We start from the raw sequence: 873 nt of genomic DNA on the forward strand, positions 1-873 counted from the left end.
ATTTTTTCTATGGCATATTTCTCTTTAAATCCGTTGATAATGGGCAGCATCGTATGCCCTTCGTATTTCTTTCCATCGAAAATATCGTAGGCCAATGGATACCCTCCATCACTGAGCAATAACCCAAGTACAATCTGTGGATTTTGATGTTTACCTTCTTTTGAAAAACCTGTCTTGCGAAAATCGTCTTCCTGATCTGTTTCAAAATACAAGGTTGTTACATCATAAAAGACAATCTGAATGCCTTGCTGAAGTATTTTTAGCGTGTGTTGATAGCTGATTTGCTGAACCAATTCTTTTTGTGTGTTATACAGTTTATCCATGTACCGATAAATCTCATCTTCACTGTAGTTTTTTTGAGCAAATCGAGATAAATATTCCGTAGTCTTGAGTTTGCTTTTTGGATACACCAAGCGGTATAATACTAAATCTTTAAAAAGAACATCTCCTATTGCATTAAATCCAATTTCATCAAAGAGTTTACCCAATATGAGCTCTACCCCAACAAGCCTATGCGATGTGATGGTATTTAGAACTTGTTCATAATGAAGTCTTTCGTTATCAAAGTCAAGCTCAATAATTCCTTGATATTTTTTTATCCAATCCTCAGCCTTGGATATCAAAGATTTTAATTCACTTTCATTATTAGCTGAGCCAAAACTTTTTCTGACAATATATCGTCCATGAGATTTTTCAACTGCCTGAATATAAATTCTGCCATTTTTATGCTTAAGCTGCCTGACAAACACTTCAAATTTTTGCCTCTAAATAAAATTAACACCCAAAATGACGAAAATGGATTTTATAAATCATTGTATAACAAATATTTATAATTACAACTAAGCAAAAAATAAAAAATCTGCGGAAGTCAGG

1 protein-coding gene is annotated in these 873 nt (G+C 33.1%); it reads right to left on the reverse strand.

Annotated features, from left to right (window positions below; all coding sequences use genetic code 11):
* The coding region (locus EIP89_RS11395) for an IS1634 family transposase (RefSeq protein ID WP_160160599.1) at positions 1–623 on the reverse strand (623 nt) is incomplete at its 3' end.
* Between the last annotated feature and the right edge of the window lie 250 nt (positions 624–873).

The sequence above is a fragment of the Thermaurantimonas aggregans genome (assembly GCF_003851885.1).
Lineage (GTDB): Bacteria > Bacteroidota > Bacteroidia > Flavobacteriales > Schleiferiaceae > Thermaurantimonas > Thermaurantimonas aggregans.